At 43.1% G+C, this 18,059-nt stretch carries 11 protein-coding genes; 7 read left to right on the top strand and 4 right to left on the bottom strand.

The annotated features are described in order from the left end of the window. Window positions 1-692: 692 nt before the first annotated feature. The 7 genes from pyrH to pelA all read left to right on the top strand — a co-directional run bounded on the left by pyrH (window position 693) and on the right by pelA (window position 10,302). A complete protein-coding gene (pyrH, locus tag ACESQI_RS16740) occupies window positions 693-1,403 on the top strand; it encodes a UMP kinase (protein WP_007484002.1) in 711 nt (236 codons plus the stop codon). Window positions 1,404-1,769: 366 nt separating this feature from the next. Continuing rightward, entirely contained in the window at window positions 1,770-2,330 is a 561-nt protein-coding gene (gene frr, locus ACESQI_RS16735; protein ID WP_002559226.1) for a ribosome recycling factor, read from the top strand. Window positions 2,331-2,433: 103 nt separating this feature from the next. Continuing rightward, on the top strand, window positions 2,434-3,366 hold the full coding sequence (gene rsgA, locus ACESQI_RS16730) for a ribosome small subunit-dependent GTPase A (RefSeq protein ID WP_007484001.1): 933 nt from the start codon (window positions 2,434-2,436) through the stop codon (window positions 3,364-3,366). A 128-nt stretch (window positions 3,367-3,494) separates the two neighbouring features. Further along, window positions 3,495-4,574 carry an efflux RND transporter periplasmic adaptor subunit gene (locus tag ACESQI_RS16725; protein WP_002559224.1) on the top strand — a complete coding sequence of 360 codons (1,080 nt, stop codon included), beginning with the start codon at window positions 3,495-3,497 and terminating at the stop codon, window positions 4,572-4,574. A gap of 12 nt (window positions 4,575-4,586) precedes the next feature. Next, window positions 4,587-7,664: an efflux RND transporter permease subunit gene (locus tag ACESQI_RS16720; protein ID WP_007484000.1), complete on the top strand. Its 3,078-nt coding sequence runs from the start codon at window positions 4,587-4,589 to the stop codon at window positions 7,662-7,664. A gap of 9 nt (window positions 7,665-7,673) precedes the next feature. Beyond that, window positions 7,674-9,023, top strand: coding sequence for a TolC family protein (locus tag ACESQI_RS16715; RefSeq protein ID WP_002559222.1), 1,350 nt, complete (start codon window positions 7,674-7,676; stop codon window positions 9,021-9,023). Between the two features lie 187 nt (window positions 9,024-9,210). Beyond that, window positions 9,211-10,302 carry a pectate lyase gene (pelA, locus tag ACESQI_RS16710; protein ID WP_007483999.1) on the top strand — a complete coding sequence of 364 codons (1,092 nt, stop codon included), beginning with the start codon at window positions 9,211-9,213 and terminating at the stop codon, window positions 10,300-10,302. A gap of 114 nt (window positions 10,303-10,416) precedes the next feature. On the opposite strand, the gene ACESQI_RS16705 is transcribed toward pelA, so the two are convergent. From ACESQI_RS16705 to ACESQI_RS16690, 4 genes are all read right to left on the bottom strand, one after another. Beyond that, complete coding sequence (locus ACESQI_RS16705) at window positions 10,417-12,570, bottom strand: alpha-N-acetylglucosaminidase (protein WP_195661480.1); 2,154 nt, start codon at window positions 12,568-12,570, stop codon at window positions 10,417-10,419. Window positions 12,571-12,583: 13 nt separating this feature from the next. Beyond that, window positions 12,584-13,744 (bottom strand): acyltransferase, encoded by a 1,161-nt coding sequence (locus tag ACESQI_RS16700; RefSeq protein ID WP_195661479.1) that lies wholly within the window; start codon window positions 13,742-13,744, stop codon window positions 12,584-12,586. Between the two features lie 102 nt (window positions 13,745-13,846). Next, entirely contained in the window at window positions 13,847-15,499 is a 1,653-nt protein-coding gene (locus ACESQI_RS16695) for a fumarate hydratase (RefSeq protein ID WP_002559218.1), read from the bottom strand. A 324-nt stretch (window positions 15,500-15,823) separates the two neighbouring features. Beyond that, a complete protein-coding gene (locus ACESQI_RS16690) occupies window positions 15,824-17,776 on the bottom strand; it encodes a family 20 glycosylhydrolase (RefSeq protein ID WP_223382472.1) in 1,953 nt (650 codons plus the stop codon). Window positions 17,777-18,059 lie beyond the last annotated feature (283 nt).

Here is an 18,059-nt window from a genome sequence, read left to right as displayed (position 1 = left end):
GCTTACAAATGTCAATTATACCTATTTTCATGTCAATTACTGTTTAATATTACCATGTAAATATACGAAATATAAACAAAACAATGCTAAATAATTAATATTCAATTAAATAACAACAAGAAAAGTACATATGCAATAGTAAATTATTTAATGCGTCGGCCCTGATCTCCGGTATGTAACGTTGTTTTAGATGTACATGTAAAGCAGTACGAGATGTGCATGTCGTGCAGCTCCACATGTGCATGTCGTACCGCTTTAGATGTACATGTAAAACAACACTGCCCACAGGGAAAAGGAACGTTCCTTTCTGAGAAAGACAAAGTGCAATACCGGGGAAGGATAACGATACTGCTTCGAGGGACTTCCGATATCAAAAAGATACGCCCGATAATATTCACTACCTAATAGGGTTTTAAGTGCATTTCACCACAGAGGACGCAGAGAACACGGAGTTTTAAATCTTTAATGAAACGCGGATTAACGCAGATTAAAAGACTGTGGATCTTTATTATCTATTTGTTTCTCTTTGCGAAAATCTGCGTTCATCTGCGTTTCAATGAATCATCGCTTAGTATACCTCCCCGTGCGGGAAGTATTCATGTCTATTCAGATTCGAGTCAAATAGTATACTAATCTGCGTGATTATGGCAAAATAATCATGTATATTTGCGCAAACTAATTATAAGAACAATATGGCAAAATACAAAAGAATCCTGTTGAAGCTCAGTGGTGAGAGCCTGATGGGAGAAAAAAAGAGTGGAATCGACGAGAAAAGACTCGCTGAGTATGCAGCACAGATAAAAGAGATTCATGAACAAGGTGTACAAATAGGCATCGTCATAGGTGGTGGAAACTTCTTCCGTGGGCTCACAGGAGCCGGCAAAGGTTTCGACCGTGTAAAAGGCGATCAAATGGGTATGCTGGCAACAGTTATGAATAGCCTTGCCCTTAGCTCAGCCCTCGTTGCCGCCGGCGAAAAGGCCCGCGTACTGACAGCTATCCGCATGGAGCCTATCGGCGAATTCTATAGCAAGTGGAAGGCGATTGAATATATGGAAGCCGGTGAAATCGTTATCATGTCCGCCGGAACAGGCAATCCGTTCTTCACAACCGATACCGGTTCCTCTCTGCGCGGCATCGAAATAGAAGCCGACGTAATGTTGAAAGGTACCCGTGTAGACGGGATATACACCGCCGATCCGGAAAAAGATCCTACTGCTACAAAATTCGATGATATCACTTATGATGAAGTGCTGAAACGTGGTTTGAAGGTGATGGACCTTACAGCTACTTGCATGTGCAAGGAAAATAATCTCCCGATTGTAGTATTCGATATGGATACAGCAGGAAATCTGAAAAAAGTAATCAGCGGAGAAGAAATTGGTACGGTGGTACACAATTGATTTATTAGTCATATTTGACACAGAAGAGAACACAGGGTATATAAAACATACAGCTTGCGTTCTCTTCTTTATATCCATTTTAATTCATACTATGACAGCGTTTTATTAAAACGCAAATGATCGGAGATTATCGTAAATTAGATGATTTACTGTAGTTGAGAGCCGATATTCTTTGTGTGAATTTACGATAATCTGCGTTTCAATGATACGGTCATTTAATTAGAAAACAAAGCCGGTTTCCTCGCCATTTTCATTATTTATAACTAACAGCCTGCTTTCTCTTTCCATTATTGTTGCAGATAAGCAAAAAATAATCTACTTTTGTTTTTCATTCAGTAAATAGTAAACTATATAAAGCAAAAGAATATGATAGACGTAAAGACTTGTATCAACGATTCACAAGAGAAAATGGATATGGCCATTATGTACCTGGAAGAGGCACTGGCTCACATCCGCGCCGGTAAAGCAAGTACCAGATTGCTGGATGGAATCCGTGTAGATTCTTATGGAAGCATGGTACCTATTAGTAATGTAGCTGCCGTAACCACTCCGGATGCACGTAGCATTACTATCAAACCGTGGGATAAAGGTATGTTCCGTATCATTGAAAAAGCAATTATTGATTCTGATCTGGGTATTATGCCCGAGAACAATGGTGAGATCATCCGTATTGGTATCCCTCCTTTGACAGAGGAACGTCGTAAGCAACTGGCAAAACAGTGTAAAGCTGAAGGTGAGACAGCTAAAGTAAGCGTACGTAATGCCCGCCGTGACGGTATCGACACACTGAAGAAAGCCCTGAAAGAAGGTCTTGCAGAGGACGAACAGAAGAATGCAGAAGCTAAACTGCAGAAAATCCATGATAAGTATATCAAGCAGATTGATGATATGCTGGCTGAAAAGGACAAAGAAATTATGACAGTGTAAATTAGTAGTTAAGTAGTCAAGTAGTTAAGTAGCAAGTAGCAGATTTTTCTGTTTATATCCTACTTAACTACTTGACTACTCACTACTTGACTACTAAAGGATGATGAGAGGATTGGTAATAAAGAATACAGGGAGCTGGTATCAGGTAAAGACTGATGACGGGCTGTTTATCGAATGCAAGATAAAAGGGAATTTCCGTCTGAAAGGAATACGAAGTACCAATCCTGTTGCCGTGGGCGATCGTGTTCAAATCATACTAAATCAGGAGGGTACTGCTTTTATCAGCGAAATAGAAGACAGAAAGAACTACATCGTTCGCCGTTCCTCCAATCTTTCTAAACAATCTCATATCCTTGCTGCCAATCTTGACCAGTGTATGCTGGTGGTGACGGTGAACTACCCTGAAACATCCACAATTTTCATCGACCGTTTTCTTGCCTCGGCAGAAGCCTATCGTGTACCGGTAAAGCTGATATTCAATAAAGTAGACGTTTACAATGAAGATGAACTGCACTATCTGGACAGCCTCATCAATCTCTATACGAATATCGGTTACCCCTGTTTCAAAATCTCAGCTAAAAAGGGAGAAGGAATTGATATCATCAAAGAAGAACTGAAAGGACGGATTACTCTATTTTCCGGGCATTCGGGAGTGGGGAAATCGACTCTGATCAATGCCATACTTCCGGAACAGGAAGTAAAGACCGCTGAAATATCTGCATATCACAATAAAGGAATGCATACTACTACTTTCTCCGAAATGTTTGCCGTAGCAGACGGAGGCTATATCATCGACACTCCGGGTATCAAAGGATTCGGAACCTTCGACATGGAAGAAGAAGAAATAGGACATTACTTCCCGGAAATATTCAAATTTTCTGCTGACTGCAAATACAACAACTGTACTCACAGGCACGAACCCGGCTGCGCAGTCCGGCAGGCCGTAGAACAACATTACATCAGCGAATCACGTTACACTTCTTATCTGAATATGCTTGAAGATAAAGAAGAGGGAAAATACCGTGCCGCCTATTAAATTATTAACTCTTTTTCACTCACTGCGTATTAAACTATCTTCCCAATCGCCTGTCTAAATTAAGACGTTATATACTATACTTAACAGGTACACAACACCACATCGCGTACCTATAATATAAAACATACATGGACAAGAGGATTAAATGGGGTATTATTATCATTGTAGGCGCCGGATTGATAGGAGGTGGCATCTACTCGCAAATGCCTAAACAAAACGCCGAACTGGCAGCAGCCGACAAAGTAACCCTAAGTCAAAAGGGAGGTAAAAAGATTCTGAATGTAAATGCGCGGATTATAAAACCGCAATTGCTTACAGATGAAATACGTATCAGCGGTAGCCTGCTACCCGACGAAGAGGTTGACCTTTCATTTGAAACATCGGGAAAGATTGTAGAAATCAACTTTGAAGAAGGTAGTGCCGTAAAAAAAGGCCAGCTATTGGCTAAAGTAAACGACCGGCAACTACAAGCACAACTACAGCGCCTTGTGTCTCAACTGAAACTGGCAGAAGACCGTGTCTTTCGCCAGAATGCTCTGTTGGAAAGAGATGCTGTCAGCAAAGAAGCTTATGAACAGGTGAAAACAGAACTTGCCACACTGAATGCCGATATAGATATTGTCAAGGCAAACATAGCACTGACAGAACTCCGTGCCCCGTTTGACGGCGTTATCGGTCTGCGACAAGTCAGCGTCGGAGCCTATGCCTCTCCCAGTACCATTGTAGCCAAATTAACCAAAATATCTCCGCTGAAAGTAGAGTTTGCAGTACCAGAGCGTTATGCCGGCCAAGTTAAAAAAGGAGCAAACCTGACCTTCCACCTCGAAGGACAACTTGACGGATTCGATGCCAAAGTATATGCCACCGAGTCAAAAATCAGTGAGATGCACTCATTGACCATACGTGCACTCTACCCCAACAGTAATGGTACCGTACTTCCCGGTCGTTACGTAAGCGTTCATTTAAAGAAAGAAGAGATCCCCAATGCAATTGCAGTACCTTCGGAAGCGATTGTCCCCGAAATGGGAAAAGACAAAATATACCTTTACAAAAACGGAAAAGCACAGCCGGTAGAAATTTCCACCGGTATACGTACCGAAGCTGAAGTACAGGTACTAAGAGGTCTGCAAGTAGGCGATACTATTATAACTTCGGGAACACTGCAACTTCGTACAGCATTGCCTGTCACTCTTGATAACATTGATTAAACCAGCCGCCTTATGAATATATCCGAATTAAGCATACGCCGGCCGGTATTATCGACGGTACTGACAATTATTATCCTCCTCTTCGGGTTCATCGGATACAGCTATCTTGGTGTACGCGAGTATCCGTCGGTGGATAATCCCATTATATCGGTATCCTGCTCCTACCCCGGTGCAAACGCTGATGTTATTGAAAATCAGATCACAGAACCACTGGAACAGAACATCAACGGTATTCCCGGTATTCGCTCTCTGTCGAGTGTCAGCCAGCAGGGACAATGCCGTATTACGGTAGAGTTTGAGCTCTCTGTCGATCTGGAAACAGCGGCCAATGATGTGCGCGACAAAGTATCACGTGCCCAGCGCTACCTGCCCCGCGATTGTGATCCTCCTACGGTATCAAAAGCCGATGCCGATGCCATGCCTATCCTCATGGTAGCCCTCCAGAGCGAAAGACGTTCGCTACTGGAACTGAGTGAAATAGCCGATCTTACCGTAAAGGAACAGCTTCAGACAATTGCCGATGTAAGTAGCGTATCTATCTGGGGTGAAAAACGTTATTCCATGCGTTTGTGGCTGGACCCTATCAAGATGTCCGGTTACGGTATCACGCCTATCGACGTAAAGAACGCAGTGGACAAGGAGAATGTGGAATTGCCTTCAGGTAGTATCGAAGGAAACACCATAGAACTGACGATCCGTACGTTGGGTTTGATGCATACGGCAGAAGAGTTCAACGACCTCATTATCAGAGAGGATAAGAATCAGATTGTTCGTTTCAGTGATATTGGTCGCGCCGAACTGGGTCCGGCGGACATCAAAAGTTACATGAAAATGAACGGAGTCCCCATGGTTGGTGTAGTTGTCATCCCCCAACCGGGGGCTAATCATATCAAGATTGCCGATGCAGTGTACGACCGTATGGAAAGAATGCAAAAAGATCTTCCGGAGGATGTACACTACAACTATGGATTCGATAATACCAAATTTATCCGTGCTTCCATCAATGAAGTAAAACAAACGGTATACGAAGCATTTGTACTGGTTATCATCATCATTTTCCTTTTTCTGCGCGACTGGCGCGTGACACTCGTACCGTGTATTGTGATCCCCGTTTCACTGATTGGCGCATTCTTCGTTATGTACCTGGCGGGATTCTCAATCAACGTGCTTTCGATGCTTGCAGTAGTTCTGTCGGTGGGGCTTGTGGTGGACGATGCAATCGTTATGACCGAAAATATTTATGTCCGGATTGAACAGGGTATGGCACCGAAAGAGGCAGGAATCGAAGGAGCCAAAGAAATTTTCTTTGCCGTTATCTCCACTACGATTACGCTGGTAGCCGTATTCTTCCCTATTGTGTTCATGGATGGTATGACAGGACGGCTCTTCCGGGAGTTCAGTCTGGTTATTTCAGGATCGGTTATTATATCCTCTTTTGCAGCATTGACTTTCACACCGATGCTTGCTACCAAACTGCTGATAAAGCGTGAAAAGCAGAACTGGTTTTATAGAAAAACAGAACCATTCTTTGAAGGAATGAATCGCCTATATAGCCGTTCGCTGGCAGCATTTTTGCGGAAACGCTGGTTGGCATTACCCGTCATCGCCGTTACTATCGGAATCATTGTATTCTTATGGGGCTATATTCCTGCAGAGATGGCACCGCTGGAAGACCGTTCTCAAATCAGTATCAGTACGCGCGGAGCAGAAGGCGTAACCTATGAATATATACGAGACTATACAGAGGACATCAACGACCTTGTCGATTCCATTATTCCTGATGCAGAATCCGTAACTGCCCGTGTTTCGAGTGGTAGCGGCAACGTACGTATCACACTGAAAGATATGAAAGACCGAGACTATTCACAGATGGACGTAGCCGAAAAACTATCAAAAGCAGTACAGAAAAAGACCATGGCACGCTCGTTTGTGCAACAGTCTTCTTCGTTTGGAGGACGACGCGGAGGTATGCCTGTACAATATGTTTTGCAAGCTACCAATCTGGAAAAGCTTCAGGAAGTACTGCCGAAGTTTATGGCAAAAGTATACGAAAATCCGGTATTCCAAATGGCCGATGTCGATCTGAAGTTCAGTAAACCCGAAGCACGTATCAACATCAATCGTGATAAAGCCAGCATTATGGGAGTCAGTACCCGCAACATCGCCCAAACCCTGCAATATGGATTGAGCGGACAGCGTATGGGCTACTTCTATATGAATGGAAAACAATACGAGATTTTAGGTGAGATCAATCGCCAGCAGCGTAACAAACCTGCGGACCTGAAAGCCATCTATGTACGCAGTGACAACGGAGACATGGTACAGCTTGACAATCTGATAGAATTGACAAACGGTATCGCTCCTCCGAAACTCTACCGTTACAACCGTTTCGTATCGGCTACTGTTTCCGCCGGACTGGCAGATGGCAAGACTATCGGACAGGGACTGGACGAAATGGATAAAATAGCCAAAGAGACGCTGGACGATTCGTTCCGTACGGCACTGACCGGAGATTCAAAAGAATACCGCGAAAGTTCATCAAGCCTGATGTTCGCCTTCATTCTGGCTATCTTCCTGATTTATCTGATTCTGGCCGCCCAGTTTGAAAGTTTCAAAGACCCATTAATCGTGATGCTGACAGTACCGCTCGCCATTGCCGGTGCCCTGATTTTCATGCACTTCGGCGGAATAACAATGAACATTTTCAGCCAGATTGGTATTATTATGCTTATCGGACTGGTAGCAAAGAATGGTATCCTTATTGTGGAGTTTGCCAATCAGAAGCAAGAAAGCGGCGAAGACAAGATGAGTGCCATCAAAGACGCTTCTCTGCAACGCCTGCGCCCCATCCTGATGACAAGTGCATCTACCATATTGGGGCTTATTCCACTTGCTTTTGCCACCAGTGAAGGTTGTAACCAGCGTATTGCCATGGGTACGGCAGTAGTAGGCGGAATGCTTATCTCTACACTGATGACGATGTACATCGTACCGGCCATATACAGTTATATTTCAACGAACCGGAGACTCACGCCTGTCCTTTCCAAAAACGAGGAAGACGAAACAACTCCAACGACGACCCATAATTAAGTAAGAAAGATGGATAAGAAGAAACTTTTAATCTCCCTACTCGCTCTCTGCACCTGCTCTCCCTTCCTTGGGAGAGGTTTCGGAGGTGAGGCATCAGCACAAGAGGTCTATACTTTGAAGTCCTGTCTGGAAAAGGGATTACAAAACAACTATTCACTACGTATCATTCATAACGAAGAACAGGTGAGTAAGAATAATGCTACCCCGGGGAATGCCGGTTATCTGCCTACTATCGACTTCTCAGCCGGATATAAAGGTACGGTGGACAATACGCAGACCAAAGTACGCGAAAGCGGAGAAACGATCAAAGAAAACGGTGTATTTGACCAAACAATCAATGTGGGACTCAATCTCAACTGGACTATCTTTGACGGATTCAATATCCAGGCAAACTATAAGATATTGAAAGAGCTGGAACGCCAGGGTGAGACCAATACACGTATCGCCATTGAAGATTTCATAGCGAGCCTTGCCGCCGAATACTATAACTACGTTCAGCAAAAGATTCGTCTGGCCAATCTGCATTATGCCGTGAAACTTTCCAAGGAACGGTTACGCATTGTAGAAGAACGTTATCACATCGGAAACTTCTCCCGACTGGACTATCAGCAAGCCAAAGTAGACTTCAACGCAGATAGTGCCAAGTATATGAAACAGCAGGAGCTATTGCATACCTCACGTATCAACCTGAATGAACTAATGGCAAATGCCAATGTAGACCAGCCGCTCTCTATCGTAGATTCCATTATCAGAGTCAACGCCAACTTAAACTTTGAAGAATTATGGGATGCGACACTGGCTACCAATGCCTCTTTGCTAAAAGCTGACCAGAATACTACGATAGCCCAACTGGACTATAAGAAGATAAACGCCCGTAACTATCCGTATCTGAAACTAAATACCGGCTATGGATATACGCTCAATAAATATGATATAGCTGCCAATAGCCAACGTGGTAATCTGGGATTCAATGGTGGGTTGACTGTAGGTTTCAATATATTCGATGGCAATCGCCGCCGGGAAAAAAGAAATGCAAGTATTGCCATTAAGAATGCCCGTTTGCAACGTCAGGAAGTGGAACAGGCCCTACGGGCTGACATCAGTAACCTATGGCAGGCCTATCGCAATAATCTTAAAATGCTGAATCTGGAACGTCAGAATCTTGTTGCAGCCAAAGAGAATCACGAAATTGCCATGGAACGTTATATGCTTGGAGACCTTGCAGGTATCGAGATGCGCGAAGCCCAGAAAAGCTTGCTTGATGCCGAAGAACGTATCCTCTCTGCCGAATATGATACCAAACTTTGTGAAATCTCACTGTTACAGATTAGTGGTAAAGTATTGAAATATCTGAATTAGTGATAAGTGAGTAGTGATAAGTGATTAGTACCATGCGGTATAATTGCGCAGCCAGCTAATCACTTATCACTACTCACTCATCACTAATTATCAATTTTCCCCCTATATAAAACAATTTTTACCGCCCCTTTCTTCCACTTTCCGCTACCTTTGCCTCCATACAATAAGTTTTAAACAATAACAAACCATGAAGAAATTAGTATTGATGGCTTTGTCATGTTTCTGCCTGACAAGCCTTTCTGCCCAAACGGACAATAATTACAAAGAAAAGCATCCTTATAAAGACTGGGTAAAAATTGCACCGCAGTTTGATGACGCTTTCTTCAAAACGCCGGAAGCCACCCGCATTGCCGACAATGTATTGCTCTATCAACAAACTACCGGAGGATGGCCCAAAAACATTTACATGGCTGCCGAATTAAACAAAAAAGAACGCGCAGAGGCACTCAAGATGAAAGAAAATGTAAATCTCAGTACCATTGACAATAAAGCGACCATCACAGAGATTAATTACCTGGCCCGTACCTATTTAGCTACTCAGGACGAGAAATATAAAGACGCTGTACTCCACGGATTGCAGTACCTTTTTGAAGCACAATATGAAAACGGAGGCTGGCCACAGTTTTACCCTCGTCCCAAAGGATATTACATTCATATCACGTACAATGACGATGCAATGATCAATGTAATGAAACTCTTGAGAGACATTACTAAAAAGAAAGCTCCCTATACCTTCCTACCCGATTCTATTATCCCAAAAGCCCAGGTAGCTTTAGACAAAGGAGTAGATTGCATTCTGAAAACCCAGGTAAAGCAAAATGGAAAATTAACCGTATGGTGTGCACAGCACGACCGCGAAACACTTGCTCCTGCCAAAGCACGTGCCTATGAACTCCCATCACTGAGTGGACAAGAATCTGATGACATCGTATTGTTCCTTATGTCACTCTCTAAACCTTCACCGGAGGTGGTCACATGCGTTGAAGCAGCAGTAGAATGGTTCAAAGAGTCGGAAATAAAAGGATTGAAAAAAGAATACTTCACCAATGAAGAGGGTAAAAAAGACTACCGGATGGTTCCTTGTACAGACTGTGACCCTTTATGGGCACGTTTCTATGAGTTAGATACCAACCGTCCTTTCTTTTGTGACCGTGACGGGATCAAAAAATATGATATCTCGGAGATTGGGCACGAACGCCGCAACGGATACAGTTGGTACAATAACGGTGGATTGAAGGTATTGAAGAAATACGAAGAGTGGAAGAAGAAGAAACAATAAAAGTATTGTACATCATCTTTTTATTGTACGGTAAGTTAGGCGATGTACGATGAATAGTAGATTAACTGCGCTATACCACAATAGGTATAGCGCAGTTAATCTATAACAAACATCTTAGAACAAGGTTTCAAAGATAAGTTTCGCTGTATCCACACAGTCTCCTTCCGGTTCTGCTTGATACGGATTCGTTCTTTTTACCCAAGCTTCTTCCACTGCGTAGAAATCTATTTCCGGAATCGTTTCCCCTTCCATCTTACAGGCAAGATTATCAAAATATAACTTCCAACGCATATAATAGAAATCCTTCAACAGACCGTTCCACTCCTTATGAGCATAATCCCGAAGGCCTCCCCTTTCGGCAGCGTTCCGGTTTCCCCAAGTAGTAACCTGTACACGGGTATTCCATTCGTACAACGCTTTCTCTTCAGGAGTAACACCCAGAGCACGAGCGCTGTTAATCCATCTTCCCAACCGAAACTCTGTACGAGTACCCAACAATTGATCCTGCAACAGTATCAGATTCAAAAATTTCTGAGAAGCCATTGCAAAAAGTTCTTTATCACCTGCACGATAAGCAGTCGTAACCGCTTTCTGCATCAGCCTTCCTTTCTCAGCAATAGCCTGACGAACAACATCTACCAAATCGTACTCAAAGTTAGTATTCCCTCTATACCGGTCGGCCACAGAAACCATCAGACGGGCAGCCTCTATCACCTCTTGCGGGTCATAATAATCTTTCATTTCCGACCAACTGGAGACCTGATAAACATCCAATCCCGGACGGGCACAGAACACCGACTCGTGTGTTCCTTGCTGGGTCAGCTCCTTCGGAGCATTATAGATAGAATTTGCCAGCTTGCCCCAGGCCAGTTGTAGAACCGGTTCGTCTTTACCATAACGTGCTTTGACGTATCCTTTCAGCCAATCCTCTTTCGTAAAACGCTCCGGACGCCAAGGCAACTCCATCAACAATTCGTACATCACAGGATTGTTTTCTATTCCTTCGGGTGTCATACCTACTCCTTTCAGAGTAGCGCGGGCCCGGAGATTTTCTTTCGCTAAATAGTAATTATCGATCACGTTGTCCATTTTCCCATGCAATCCGACATTGGCACCATAATTCAATAACATACAATATACCCAATTATGTTTTCCATATCCATCTTTACGATACCACTCTGATTCCGGGTCACCCCACTGCGGCCGGCACTCACTTGTGAGATCAAGTATTAATAAATCTCCGGTCTCCAAATTCCTAATCAGTTCAGGACGAGGATTTGCCTGCCACGCCTGAATCACCCAGACAGCTTTCGGATTCGCCTTCTTCATTGCTTTCATTACAGCTTTACCTACAGCATCCAAATTAACGCCGTCTGTACTACCACCCTCATGGAAAGGATCCATTGAATAGTAATTTGCCTTGCCATATAGTTTTTCCAGTTCTTTGTAATAGAGTGATGATATCTCTTCGAAACGCGAATCGTCAGGTTGAAGGAAAGCAGGGCGACGATAACCACACCACACACCGGGATCGGAAACATTCAAACCTAACTTTGCTTTTGCATTGTGAGGTACCATTCCACAATATCCCGGCAGGACGGGTTCTATCCCATACTCATGCATTCGTTTCAGAATTTTCTTCTGAAGCGACACCTGCTGTGTATACCAATGATCCGGATTCGGACCACCCCATCCTTCAAGATTATTCATCAGCCACCAGGCAAAGAATCCCGGTCCTGAAATGAATTCATCGATCTCCGTCTTGTTATATCCCAGTTTCTGAAGCACATTATACCATACTGTTTCCGTTCCGGTGATCACCAAAGGAAGATTGATACCATGCAATGCCATCCAGTCAATCTCTTTCTCCCACCGTTCCCAGTCCCAGAATGCCATAGAATAGGAGTATGTACAATAATTCAAATCATAACGCCACGGTAATTTCGTCTCATGACGCTCTTTCTTCATCACAGGAGGAAGAACGTCCGGCAGTGTAGCTGTCATCCCATTCCATGAAAGATGAATACCGGCATAATACTTCAGATACCAGTTCAACCCCGTTGCTATGCTGACAGAGTTATTTCCCCGAATCACCACCCGGCTACCTTTCTGATCAAGTTCAAAGAAGTCGGTATCAGACTTCACCTCTTCAATAATAAACTTCTTTGAAGCTCCTCTATCGATACGCTCTAATAAGCCTGAGATGGGAGAAGCTGAGACGATGGTTGTAATCACAGCTAACAGCAATACTGCACAAACCCGTTTCATTGTATTCTATAAATTAACCGACAATGTATTTTGCACCCTTACTAAAACAACGATAAATCATTGCTACAAAGAGCCATGAGATACAGAATGCCACCACGGCAGCGAGTGGAATCTGGATACTTATAGGAACATTCAGGGCTCTCATAAGAAGTACGGAAGGTCCGGCAAGAAAATAATGAACCATATAGATACCAAAGCCACAAAGTGTAAGATTGGCCAAAGCCTTCCGTATACGTTCCGAACGAATCTCCGCTTTCTTTGCCAGCATAAATATAGGAATCGTCATCATTACCACATTGATAGAACAGTAGGTGAAGAAGAGCTCGTACATTTCAGGGGTATACTCCGGTAACGCTGAGATATAGCGAAAGCCAAAGAATGTAATAATATAACCAACAATAAACATCGGAATACCAATAGCCAATGTTTTACGTAAAGACCAATCAATCCTTTTCAGATAGTGTCCCAACAACAGATATCCATTGAATCCGGCAAAAACATAGAGCATACCAAAAGTATTCCAAGAGCAAGTGCCCCATAAATATTGAGCTACAAACTGATTGTAGTAAGGTAGGAATAAAGTGACTCCCCAAACCAACAGAAACCCAAGTTTGGCACGTTCGGACACTTTTTCCACCCAGGCTGAGAAAATAGGCATATAGAGATAAAGTCCGATCAACAGATAGATGTACCACATGTGAACAGCCAGAATGGAAAAATTAAAAGGTATTTCTAATATATAACGAACTGCCACGGAAAGCGACTGGCGCATTACATCTTCTCCGGCATAAGGAAAAAAATCGAGTATCACTTGCGGACTAAGCCCCAATAACCCCGTCACCCACGGAAAAAGATTATATAAAACCGACCAGATAAGAAAGGGAAACAATACACGTGGGATACGCTTCTTATAAAACACAGAGGCATCGCCACGTACCGGTAACAACAAAGCACCGGTTATCATTACAAATAAGGGAACACACGGACGTAATACCGATCCATAAACAGCACCCCAGAATTTAATTTCATTAATATTAGGAGCGTCGCCCGGATAAAAATTGAAAGGATCTGTACAATGACAACAGACCACAGTAAACATGGCTATCAATCGTACGACGTCTAACCAAACAATGTGTGTTTTTGGATGTAGTAGCTCAGTCGATGTTTGTTTCATGATATGTATAAGATATTAAATTATAAAAAAGGCACCTGTACTAATACATACAGATGCCCGAAAAATTATTCATTGGTACAAGTTATACGTGTAGCCGCGACATTATTTGCCTTCGCAGCCACCACCTGCACAGCGTGGTTTAATCTGTTTGAAAAAGTCATTGCCTTTATCATCTACCAGAATGAATGCCGGGAAGTTTTCCACTTCAATCTTCCAGATGGCCTCCATACCCAGTTCGGGATATTCCACACATTCAATGCTCTTGATGTTGTTCTGAGCAAGGATAGCTGCCGGACCACCGATAGAACCTAAATAGAAACCGCCATACTTCTTACAGGCATCGGTCACCTGCTGGCTACGATTGCCTTTGGCAAGCATAATCATACTTCCACCGTGGCTCTGGAACAACTCTACATACGAGTCCATACGTCCGGCAGTAGTGGGGCCCATAGAACCACAAGCCATTCCCTGAGGAGTCTTGGCAGGACCGGCGTAGTAAATCGGATGATCCTTAATATACTGAGGCAGGTCCTCACCACGATCCAAACGTTCTTTCAGCTTAGCATGAGCGATATCACGACCTACGATAATTGTTCCGTTAAGTGACAGGCGGGTAGATACCGGATACTTAGTCAGTTCTTTCAGAATCTCCTGCATCGGACGGTTCAGATCAATCTTAACCGCATCGCCTTCACCTGTATTGCGAAGCTCAACAGGAATCAGGCTGCCCGGATTTTCATCTAACTTCTCAATCCAGATACCATCTTTGTTGATCTTACATTTAATATTACGATCGGCAGAACAAGATACTCCAAGGCCTACCGGACAGGAAGCACCATGACGGGGCAAACGGATGATACGTACATCATGTGCCAGATATTTACCGCCGAACTGTGCACCAAGTCCTATACGCTGAGCCTCAGCCAGCACTTCTTTTTCCAGTTCGATATCACGGAAAGCACGACCGTACTCATTTCCGGTAGTAGGCAGTTCGTCATAATAATGTGTAGAAGCCAGCTTCACGGTCAGCAGGTTCTTTTCAGCCGAAGTTCCACCAATCACGAATGCAATGTGATAAGGAGGACAGGCAGCTGTGCCCAACGTCTTCATCTTCTCCACAAGGAAAGGAACCAGCGTACCCGGATTCAAGATCGCTTTTGTTTCCTGATATAAATAAGTTTTATTGGCAGATCCACCTCCTTTGGTCACACAAAGGAATCTGTACTCCATGCCTTCTGTTGCCTCGATATCGATTTGGGCAGGCAGGTTACATTTTGTATTCACCTCATCGTACATATTCAAAGGAGCATTCTGAGAGTAACGCAGGTTCTCTTCGGTATATGTTTTGTAAACACCGAGTGAGAGTGCTTCTTCGTCACAATAGCCAGTCCATACCTGTTGTCCTTTTTCACCATGCACGATAGCCGTACCGGTGTCCTGGCAGAAAGGCAATACCCCTTTGGCTGCAACTTCTGCATTACGCAGGAAAGTGAGTGCTACGTATTTGTCGTTATCACTTGCTTCGGGATCGCTCAGAATCTTTGCCACCTGTTCGTTGTGCGAACGGCGCAACATGAACGATACATCACGGAAAGCTGTATTAGCCATAGCCGTAAGCCCTTCTTTCTCTACTTTCAGAATCGGATTTCCTTCAAACTCGCTTACCGATACATAGTCTTTGGTAAGCAGATAATACTCAGTCTTATCTTCTCCATGTTCAAACATGGGTTGATACTTAAACGGAGGTGTTGCCATATCTTTACTTTTTATTACGTAATGTTAGTTAGTGAGGCAAAGGTAATAATAGTTTTCCGAAGTACAGAAAATGGAGGGCTAAAAAAGATAAACAGAAAAAGGCTGTTACCGGGAGAATCTTGTCAAGAGCAGATTTATTGATTCTTAACTGAAAAGACAGGTACTTCGAGAGCAAACTACTATTCATTACAGCACAACAACGTTTGTAACATAACATAGTGGGGTAACCTGATAAGTAACGCCCCCAAAGTATCAATTTACCGAGATAACACATGACTCTGCCCATAGATTATAACCATCCAAACCTACAAACAATCTGACATCTTACTCTTTACAATAATTATAGACTTTCAGATTCTCTACCCGGCTCTTAAAATGTCCGGCTTCTTCCAACGGGAAAACCAACGTGCGGAAATACAACATAGAATCCTTCCCACAGCTAAAGTAACGCATCTTTGGTTCCAACTGGTCAATCAATTTCCCATCTATCTTAAGAGTCGTTGTACGAGATGTGCCTTCTATCTGAACATTTATCTTTTCACCCTCCCGAATCTTATATCTGAAAGTATCCAGGTAGCCATCACGTGCAAACCCCAAAAATCCATTGATCGGATCGGCCAGATAAAAAACTGCATCCGGCGAACGGAAAAGCACAGTACCCGATGCTTCTTTCTGACCTGTCAAATCAAAATTCACCGTGTAACCATATCCTATTTCCTGTATCTGATTCTTACTACCCGCCGGAACATCCGTTTTCCGATAAACCAAGGAACCCGGCTTTCCTACCCTACCCAACAGATTCACTCCCGGTGCTTCGCTCAATGCAGCACGAGTTTCATTAAAAGCGGTATAAGGTATAGTCGTGTTTTTGCCTGTCCACATTTTCACAGCCAAGGTCTGTAATGCCGGGAAGGTACGATAATGAATATCTTTCACTGTTATGCCATTGCCTACAAGATCATTCCACAAAGCGAACATACCACCCAAGATAGACGGATGCTTCTCTTCAAATCTCTCATTTCGGCCTATTTTAGCCGGTGTCCACTCTTTGTATAACTTTTCTTCGTCCAGATAGTCATGATAGTAAAAAGCACCCGGTACAATATAGATATCCCAATCGTACATGCTCACTAATTGGTATCCTTCCGCAATCATTTCCTGAGGATTGGCAAAGCCAGGATTCCATAAACTCATGACCACCTGTTCTGCCTTGACTGGAGTACTACCTTTTGCATGAGTCAATGCTCCCCATACACAAGCCTGCTTGCCATATTGCTCTACCAGACGAATATAGTGATCTGTAAACTCTCGAAACTTCTCAACCAATTCGGGTGTTTCATTGGAATATTCATCCGTACCCACATGTACCCGTTTACCACAGAATACTGGCTCGTCACCCTCCAAATATTCTTTAAACAGGGCGTCTATAAACGGATAGGTCTCCGGTGAGAACAGATCCAGATGATCCATACCATACTTCTTACTACCTATTTCGGGTTTATAACGTGAAAATGCCAAAGAATGTGCCGGAACATCGATCTCCGGAATAATTTCAATCCCCAGTGCCATTGCCTGTTTCTGCAAATCGATAAATTCTTTCTTGGTATAAAAACCGTCATAGGCCGTCAATCCGGGATACATATCCGATTCCAACCGAAAAGCCGAATAAGTATTCGTAAAGTCATTATCGAAGAATTTTTTGTGTCCGTTATCATTCAAATGAATTTGCAGAGTATTCATCTTGTAGTAAGACATGATTTTAACCAAATCCTGTAAATAAGATAAAGGAATAAACTTACGTGCACAGTCTATCATGAACCCACGAAGGGGATAGTCGGGATAATCCCGGATCTCCCCTTTAGGCAAACGATAATTATCATCTTGTTCTGTTATTTGTAACAAAGTACGGGTTCCCCAGTATATGCCTTCAGACTGAGGAGCCGATAAAAGTACTTTATCAGTTATTTTAATAGAGTAACCCTCTTTTGCCAATTGTCTATCCGGCTTCAATGTCAATGCAATATCACCGGCTTTTGGCTTACCGACTACGATTTCCGGTCTCCACTGAAACATTCTAAAGCAATCGTCGGCCATCAGTCCGGCAATACGAAGCAACTCCGGTTGTCCGGCATCGTACACAATTCTTGTATGGCTCCCTAAAGTCATATATCCTCCGGATGCTTTCCATTCTTTCAACTCCGGGATTACAAAAGGTTTCTTCTCTCCAGGAGTAGCCATCAATGCAACACTCATTAAGGAACAAAGTAACAACGACATTCCTATTTTCTTAGATACAATATTTAATATAAGATTTTTCATTCTCTTTTCAATCATCAAACAAAAACTACAATACTTATTTATTCAAAACACCAATCTTTCTGATAATGCCCAACTGCTTCCTCTTTATTTTCGTCAGTATGATTCCACCCTTAGTCTTAGGAAGCTATATCCATTTTTCTTCTGTAGTAGCTTTTTTCAGTGAAAGTCATATTCTTCACATAACAAAGTTTATTTAGGGACGCAATTGATTATTCACTATATCTTCTACCCTTAAAAAAAA

Origin of the sequence: Bacteroides sp. HPS0048 (assembly GCF_964240755.1) — a bacterium.
GTDB lineage: Bacteria > Bacteroidota > Bacteroidia > Bacteroidales > Bacteroidaceae > Bacteroides > Bacteroides nordii.
The sequence above is the reverse complement of the archived record's forward strand: the minus strand, read 5'-3'. Positions and strand labels throughout refer to the sequence as shown.